Origin of the sequence: Serratia sp. PL17 (assembly GCF_017832355.1) — a bacterium.
In the GTDB taxonomy this organism is placed as follows: Bacteria; Pseudomonadota; Gammaproteobacteria; order Enterobacterales; family Enterobacteriaceae; genus Serratia.
This window is the reverse complement of sequence record NZ_JAFIBY010000013.1, coordinates 56,015-63,632: the sequence shown is the minus strand read 5'-3', so window position 1 is coordinate 63,632 and position 7,618 is coordinate 56,015. Positions and strand designations below refer to the sequence as shown.

The following is a 7,618-nucleotide window of genomic DNA, read 5'->3' as shown; positions in this document are numbered from 1 at the left end:
GTGTGGGGTCTCCCCATGCGAGAGTAGGACACTGCCAGGCATCAAATAAAGCAACAAGCCCTACGTGAAAGCGTAGGGCTTTTTGTTTTGTCTGCGATAAATATTTACCTAAATTCTGATCAGTTTTTATCCCAATCTTCAATACGCATCACATAAATCACGCTATATTCTTCGCCCGCTATTTGTTTTAGTTGTTAACCATGCAATAACAATTAAGTTACATTTAATCGGCGGGATGCTGACCTACGATTTATTAGGCTCGGAGAATATAAAATGACAGAAACAACCTCGGTTATTGTGGATGGGGAGGGCGCTGATCTGGTTGTCCAAGATAAAAAGAAGCGCATTTTCGCCATTGTTGGGGCATCGTCGGGAAACCTGGTGGAATGGTTTGATTTTTACGTCTATTCCTTTTGTTCTATTTACTTTGCCGCATCTTTTTTCCCAGCAGGTAATAGCACGACCCAATTACTGCAAACCGCCGGCGTATTTGCTGCTGGTTTCTTTATGCGCCCTATCGGTGGTTGGTTATTCGGTTATATCGCCGACAAGCATGGCCGTAAAAACTCGATGTTGATTTCAGTCTGCATGATGTGTGCAGGATCGCTGGTGATCGCCTGTTTACCGACTTATGAATCCATCGGTAGCTGGGCGCCCGCACTGCTGTTGATCGCACGATTATTCCAGGGATTGTCCGTCGGCGGTGAGTACGGTACCAGTGCCACCTATATGAGTGAGGTGGCAATAAAGGGGCGACGTGGATTCTATGCTTCTTTCCAATATGTGACGCTGATTGGTGGCCAATTACTGGCGCTGCTGGTTCTGGTTGCGTTACAACAAATCCTCTCTGCTGACGAACTCAAGGCGTGGGGGTGGCGTATTCCTTTTGCCATTGGGGCCGTATTGGCCGTGGTGGCGTTGTATCTGCGTCGCTCACTGAATGAAACCTCCGATGCCAAAACGCGTAATCATAAAGACGCCGGTTCACTGAAAGGATTGTGGAAAAACCGCAAAGCCTTCCTGATGGTACTGGGCTTTACTGCCGGTGGCTCGTTGAGCTTTTATACCTTTACCACCTACATGCAGAAGTATTTGGTTAACACCTCTGGAATGGATGCCAAGTTGGCCAGTGGCATCATGACTGCGGCGCTATTTATCTACATGCTGTTGCAACCGTTGGTCGGGGCATTATCGGACAAGATTGGCCGCCGCAGCTCAATGCTGATCTTCGCCTCGTTTGCGACCTTATTGACGGTGCCGATCCTGCTGACGTTGAAAAATGTCACTAATCCTTATGCCGCCTTCGGTCTGATTGTCCTGGCGCTGTTTATTGTGAGTTTCTATACCTCGATCAGCGGGCTGCTGAAAGCTGAAATGTTCCCGCCGGAAGTGCGGGCATTAGGGGTTGGACTATCCTACGCGGTCGCTAACGCAATGTTTGGTGGGTCAGCAGAATATGTGGCGTTGTCGCTGAAATCCTTCGGCGCGGAAAATGCCTTCTTCTGGTATGTTTCCGGCATGTGTCTACTGGCGTTGATCGTGTCACTTCGCTTGCATCGCAAAGGAAAAGAAATCCAACTGTGAATCAGCGAGTGGCGTGATACAGGCTATAACCGGTCGCGGCGCCCGCGACATCCCAGGCAAAGTCCTTCCAGCTCCAACCGGTGCCGCCTTCACGACTGTCATACAGTTCTTTGGCGGCACCGAGCCCAATTGAGAACATCAGGCCGAAACTACGGCTACGGGCTTCACTCCAGTTTTGATGATCGCCATACGCAGCACCGGCGGCAGCAAAGGCAGCAGAAGCAACAAAATGCTGCGCTTTGTCCTTACCGGTCCAACTGTCATTGGCCAAATGGGTGCAGCCGCTGGTGAAAAGTAAAAAGGGGAGTACGGCCAGGCTGCGGAGTGGGCGCATAATGAAAACATCCTGTTGTCATGGCATATAAAAAACCCCGACATTGGCCGGGGTCTGCGATAGCTGAATTATAGCGGGATTACAGTATACGGCTAATCAATCTGTCGATGCGGATACGGCGCAGACGACGGATCAGTTTGCGCACTTTAACCGGATACTGCTGAATGCTTTGTAATTCCAGATAGTGCCCCACCACGGTGGTGTGGGTACGGATGCATTCCAACTCTTTGTGTCGCTGCTCACGTAACTCTTGCTTAGGATCGTGAATGAGAATGGCATTCTCCAGATCCAATCGCCACGCCCGCGGGTTAAGGTTATTACCGGTAATCAACTGCCATTCATCATCTACCCACATGCCTTTCAGGTGATAGCTGTTATCGCCGTCTTTCCACAAACGAACAATCAGCTGACCGGTATCGACATAACGCTGCAGGCGACTCAGAAAGCGTCGCAGGTTGATTTCATACAGGTAAGGTAACGCACCGATAATTTTGAACGGCTGATCTTCCGGAATATAGAAGTCATTCGCGGTTTTATCGCCAACAATGATTTCTACCTGTTTGCCTTCGCGCAGCAGAGAAATGATATTGCGTACCAGTAACGCCGGGAGGTTGAAGTAAGGCGTACACAGCGTCAGTTTTTGATCGGCGCAGGACATCAGATGGTGAATCGTTTTATTCAATACGCTTTGCTTGCCCAGCCCAACCAGCGGCGTTACTGCAAGCTCGTCGTTACCTGCCTTATTGCGAAACTGATAGCCGGCGCGGCGCAGGCCAAAGCGGAAAAGGCGAGTTTCGTTTTTGATCTCAGGGCTTTTCGGACGATCGTCACGATCCAATCGTTGTACTGCACCAGCGGACAATAGGTGCTGTTTGATGTAATCGATCAGAGTATTCGCCAATTCGCCGTTGGTGAGCAGCTGGTAACGGTCGTAACGGTATTTCTCATGCTGATGTAAGTAAACGTCGTTGATGCTGGCACCGCTATAAATCACGGTATCGTCAATCACAAAGCCTTTCAGGTGCAACACGCCCAAGGCTTCACGGGTATTGACGGGCACGCCATATATCGGCACGGACAGCCCCGGGTGCTGGTTTGCCATGGCGCAGTACCAGTCAGCGTTTGTATTGGCAGCCGCGGCGCCGATGCGCCCACGCTGGGCACGATGCCAGTCAACCAGAATGCAAATCTCCAATTCCGGGCATCGCTGCTTCGCCTGATAAAGGGCATTGAGGATATCGCGTCCGGCGTCGTCGTGCTCCAGATACAAAGCGACCAGATAAATGCGTTTGGTAGCGTGAGCGATTAAGTCCAGCAGCGTAGCGCGGTAATCAGACGGTGTGTACAAGGTACGTACATCAGCTACCGTCTGAGGGAATTTGGGCAGTTGTGCAAGGTGTTGTTGATGTTTGCTACGTTTAAATTTTGACAACATCACAGTGCGCTTCTTCTCTCATGATTAGATGGCCTGAACGCCAAATACGGAAAAACAATAAATCGAATAATCGGGCGATAATACCACTAGTTGCCCCGATTGTGCGTATGTTTTGGCGTTAAGTGGTGGATTCGTAGCGCATTGCGACATAGGTCACTGCGCATCCTCCGCTTGCAACGGCAGGGTCAAATTGACGATGCCATCCTCAAGTTGCACATCGATGCTAAAGCCCAGTCGCTGTGCCAGCCCGATCATTCCGCGGTTGTTTGGCATGGTGATCCCGGTCAGACGGGCCAGCCCGTGGGCGCGAGCATAGGCGATCATTTTCTCAAGCAGTTGGCGCCCCAAACCGAGTCCTTTCAGATCGGACCGTACCAATACGGCGAACTCCGCATCGATATTGTCTGGGTCGGACAGGGCGCGCGTGACACCAATGATATGTTCATCGCGCACGGCAACAAAAGCCATCTCCCGATCGTAGTCGATCTGCGTCATGTTAGCCAAATCGTCATGGGTAAACTCGTTGATCTCGCTGAAGTAGCGATAATAGAGATCTTCTTTGGTCACACGATCGATAAAGTGTTTCAACGCCGGTTCATCCTCCGGCAAGATCGGCCTGAACAGACAGTGTGAACCGTCTTTCAATTCGATGGTTTCTTCCAGCTCGTGTGGATAAGGACGAATGGCCAGACGTGCCTGTGGATCGCCGGTAAAGGGCGCAAGTTGCATGGAGACATCGAGAAGGGTGAACTCACTGCCGGAGGCCAATACCGGGTGGATGTCCAGCCGAGTAATTTCCGGGCAATCGAGGATCAGGTTGGACACCTGCACCAACAAGCGACTCAACCCTGGAATATCCAGCGGTCTCAGGGCACTGCGTCCGCGGATTTTGCCCCCTTTCACGGCCTGCAACACCAGATAGCGTGCCAGTGCCATATTTAATGGGGGGAGAGCTACAGAAACCTGATTTTCCTGCCGCCATTCAATCCCGCCCTCGCCAAGCATAATCAGTGGGCCAAAAATGGCATCTTGTTCTACAGCAATGCGCAGTTCCTGTGCCCCGGCGCGGTTGGCCATACTCTGTACCAACAGGCCGTGAATGCGGGCCTGCGGATAGGTGCGCTTCACGCGATCGAGAATGGCTTCTGCAGCCCGCTGTACTTCGGTCGCGGTGCGTAAGTAAAGCATGACGCCCTGAACTTCAGACTTATGGGGAATATCGGGTGAACGCAGTTTGAGCGCTACCGGGTAACCAATCTGTTCGGCAATATGCACTGCCTCGGCGCTGTCTTCGGCAATCCAGGTGGGTAAGGTTGTCAGATCATAGGCTTGCAGAATCGATTGTACTTCGTGGGTATCGAGCTGCGTTGCGCCTTCAGACAACGCCTGTTGAATTAGCCGGTGAGCATCTGCGGTATTGGCCGTCAGACCTATTGGCAATGCCGGGGTCTCTTTTAGCTGTTTCTGATTACGGCGATATTCCACCATGTGCATAAATGCGGTTACCGCACCTTCCGGGGTACGGTAGGTTGGAATACCGGCTTCGGTAAATAGCCGCCGGGCTTCCTGCGACGAATACTCACCACACCAGTTGGTAAGGAGTGTCATTCGTTTGCCGCGGGGGTGTTGGCGAATGGCTTCAATAATGCGTTCAGCGGTGATCGTACCTGGAGCCGCAGCGCTTGGCGCGTGGATCAGCAGTAAGGCGTCGTAGTCATGGCTGTCGAGCAGTGTTTTCACCGCAGCCAAATAACGTTGCGGTGTTGCGTCGTCGCGCAGGTCAATCGGGTTACCGGCAGGGATAAATTCGGGTAGCGCGTCAGTAAGCTGCGCCAGGGTCTCGTCTCCCAACAGTGCCAGCTTACCGTTGCGCCCCAATAATTCATCCAATGCCATCGCAGCAGGTGCGGCCCCGTTACTGACAATCATCAGCCGTTCTCCGCGCAGCGGGTGCATATGGCTCAGGGTTTCTACCGCGGAGAACAGCTCATGGGTATCCTGCACGCGCAATAACCCGGCACGTTGAATGGCCGCATCGTAGGCGGCATCTAACCCTTGCTGGCTGTTGAGCAATAACTGGGCTTGCTGACTGCGACCACTTTTGACGACCAGAATCGGCTTGTTGCGGGAAGCACTGCGGGATGCAGATAAAAAGCGACGTGCATCGCTGATGTTTTCCAGATACAGCAAGATAGCGCTGGTTTTACTGTCGCGAGCCAGAAAGTCCAGCAGGTCGTCGACGTCAATATCCAGGCTGTCGCCCAGCGCAATAAAATAGGAAAAACCGACTTCGCGCTGCTGTGCCCAGTCGAGGATAGTATTGGCCACTGCGGCGGACTGGGAAATGAACGCCAGCTTGCCCTTGAGGATCGGGACCGGCGAGAAACTGGCATTGATACCTTGCCAAGGGGCCAGCAGGCCCAGACTGTTTGGTCCTAGCAGGCGCATTGAATAACGCTGCGCATAAGCCTTTAACTCGGCGAACTGCTCTGGAGGAGAAGAGAGAACAATGGCGGTTTTGCATCCGCGCTCACCCAGAGCCTGAATTAGTACGAGGTTGCGTCGTGCATGGGTGCAAAGTATTGCCAGATCGGGGCTGATAGGCAGGCTGGCAACGTCCGGGTACGCCATTACCCCGCAGACGGCCTTGTAGCTTGGCGTGACGGGCATTACGGGCCCGTTGAATCCCCCCGCCAACAGGTTGCTCATCATCAGATTGCCGGCACGGCCAGGTTGTTGTGAAGCGCCGAGAACGGCAATCGATTTGGGACGTAAAAGCGCTTCTAACCCTCGCTGGCTCATGCACGACTCCTTGATGTCCTTCAAAATAACAGGGGGGCGTTGGCTGCCGTTGCTGACTTGGCTGCTTTGTAAACTAAATTTCCTGGGGCATGTTCAGTTGTCAGCGGCCTGCATTTCGAATTATTGGCTATAGCTACGTTACTGCCTGATTCTAGACGTTTTGAGACGGCTTTGCTGTGACCGGTGCCTCCGGGCGCGTAGGTTTCCCTGCCAGATACTGTTGGCGGAAATAGCGAAAATGCTCGGCCAGCCCGTCTGCGGCGGCCGCATCACCGGCCTGTTGCAGCAGGGCAGTCGCGACTTCTGCCGTGCAGTGTTGCTCAGTACGGCTGGCTTCGCGCAGTTGGTAGTTCGACGCGGCGGTTACGTTGAGTGAGAACACCGGGAACTGATTGAGGTACGGGCTTTTACGGAACATTTTGCTCGCCTCGGTCCAGGTACCGTCCAGCATAATAAACAGCGGCGGTTTGCCACCGGCAGGCAGTTCGCTGAATACCGGGCGTTCAGGCGCGGCATAAGACGCGGGGAACACCACATAAGGCTGGCGTCCGGGATCGTTAATGGCCGTCAACAGGGCTGGGTCAACCTCGGTGCGCGACCAAAGGAACGCCTGCGTTTCTGGCAGTATATCGGCGATCAAGCGGCCGGTATTGCTCGGCTTCAACGGCTCTGCACCAAACATGATTAAGCAGAAACGGCTGGTGGCAGGCTGTGGCTGAATAGTGTCGCACAGGCAGTTTTTTTGCGGCAGCAGGCAACCCTGACAACGCGATATGCGGTTGCCGCGCGCCAGAAAGGGGCGAGTAGAGCGTTCCAGGCGAAACTGGCGCAGGCGAAGTACGGCGTTGTCGGTCATAAGTATTCCGGCGAAAACCGCCATTGTAACGCAGAAAAAAGCCCGACGGGAGCGTTCGGGCTGGATTGCGTCACGGCGATGTCATCCACAATGGGCAACACCGCCTATACTTTCTGCGTTAAACTAGTTCATTGAGCCAGTTATCAAATGGCGCCTTTGGCATGGCGCCGTTGAGCATGTCGACCATTTTTCCTTTACGGAATAGCATGATGGTCGGAATGCTGCGGATGCGGAAGCGAGCGCTCAATTCTGGCTCTGCCTCGGTGTTCACTTTTACGAAGCGAACTTTGCCCGCGCGTTCTTCGGCAACGTCTTCGAAGATCGGCGCAAAATTGACGCAAGGGCCGCACCACGGTGCCCAAAAGTCGACCACGACCGGCAGATCATCCTGCAGCAGCGGGTCCAGTGTCGCGGCGGTGGCATTGATCACCTCACCGTCAAATAGCGCATGGCCGCAGCGGCCGCATTTCGCACCGTCAGCCACGCGTTCTTCAGGGACGCGGTTGGTGGCATTACAAGCTGGACAGACTGTATTCATGATGACCTCGGATACTGAGAAAGCATGACAAACCGCATTCGGGTTGCGGATATGTTTCTTTAATGCTGC

At 53.3% G+C, this 7,618-nt stretch carries 6 protein-coding genes; 1 reads left to right on the top strand and 5 read right to left on the bottom strand.

Features of this window, described 5'->3' with window-relative positions; translation table 11 throughout:
• Positions 1 to 273: 273 nt before the first annotated feature.
• Entirely contained in the window at positions 274 to 1,584 is a 1,311-nt protein-coding gene (locus JOE25_RS25835; protein ID WP_209640409.1) for an MFS family transporter, read from the top strand.
• A 1-nt stretch (position 1,585) separates the two neighbouring features.
• Here the strand turns inward: JOE25_RS25835 and JOE25_RS25830 are convergent, their stop codons facing one another.
• The 5 genes from JOE25_RS25830 to trxC form a co-directional block, all read right to left on the bottom strand.
• Positions 1,586 to 1,918, bottom strand: a complete 333-nt coding sequence (locus JOE25_RS25830) for a YfiM family lipoprotein (protein WP_209640406.1) — start codon at positions 1,916 to 1,918, stop codon at positions 1,586 to 1,588.
• 79 nt (positions 1,919 to 1,997) lie between these two features.
• On the bottom strand, positions 1,998 to 3,353 hold the full coding sequence (gene pssA, locus JOE25_RS25825) for a CDP-diacylglycerol--serine O-phosphatidyltransferase (RefSeq protein ID WP_209640403.1): 1,356 nt from the start codon (positions 3,351 to 3,353) through the stop codon (positions 1,998 to 2,000).
• Between the two features lie 153 nt (positions 3,354 to 3,506).
• A complete protein-coding gene (locus JOE25_RS25820) occupies positions 3,507 to 6,155 on the bottom strand; it encodes a bifunctional acetate--CoA ligase family protein/GNAT family N-acetyltransferase (RefSeq protein WP_209640400.1) in 2,649 nt (882 codons plus the stop codon).
• 151 nt (positions 6,156 to 6,306) lie between these two features.
• Entirely contained in the window at positions 6,307 to 7,011 is a 705-nt protein-coding gene (locus JOE25_RS25815) for a tRNA-uridine aminocarboxypropyltransferase (RefSeq protein WP_209640398.1), read from the bottom strand.
• Between the two features lie 118 nt (positions 7,012 to 7,129).
• On the bottom strand, positions 7,130 to 7,549 hold the full coding sequence (gene trxC, locus JOE25_RS25810) for a thioredoxin TrxC (RefSeq protein ID WP_209640396.1): 420 nt from the start codon (positions 7,547 to 7,549) through the stop codon (positions 7,130 to 7,132).
• Positions 7,550 to 7,618 lie beyond the last annotated feature (69 nt).

What these genes read in the sequence shown, in the direction of transcription:
- JOE25_RS25820 (WP_209640400.1), bottom strand. Translation starts at nt 6,155, where the DNA reads ATGAGCCAGCGAGGGTTAGAAGCGCTTTTACGTCCCAAATCGATTGCC.
- JOE25_RS25835 (WP_209640409.1), top strand. Translation starts at nt 274, where the DNA reads ATGACAGAAACAACCTCGGTTATTGTGGATGGGGAGGGCGCTGATCTG.
- trxC (WP_209640396.1), bottom strand. Translation starts at nt 7,549, where the DNA reads ATGAATACAGTCTGTCCAGCTTGTAATGCCACCAACCGCGTCCCTGAA.
- JOE25_RS25815 (WP_209640398.1), bottom strand. Translation starts at nt 7,011, where the DNA reads ATGACCGACAACGCCGTACTTCGCCTGCGCCAGTTTCGCCTGGAACGC.
- pssA (WP_209640403.1), bottom strand. Translation starts at nt 3,353, where the DNA reads ATGTTGTCAAAATTTAAACGTAGCAAACATCAACAACACCTTGCACAA.
- JOE25_RS25830 (WP_209640406.1), bottom strand. Translation starts at nt 1,918, where the DNA reads ATGCGCCCACTCCGCAGCCTGGCCGTACTCCCCTTTTTACTTTTCACC.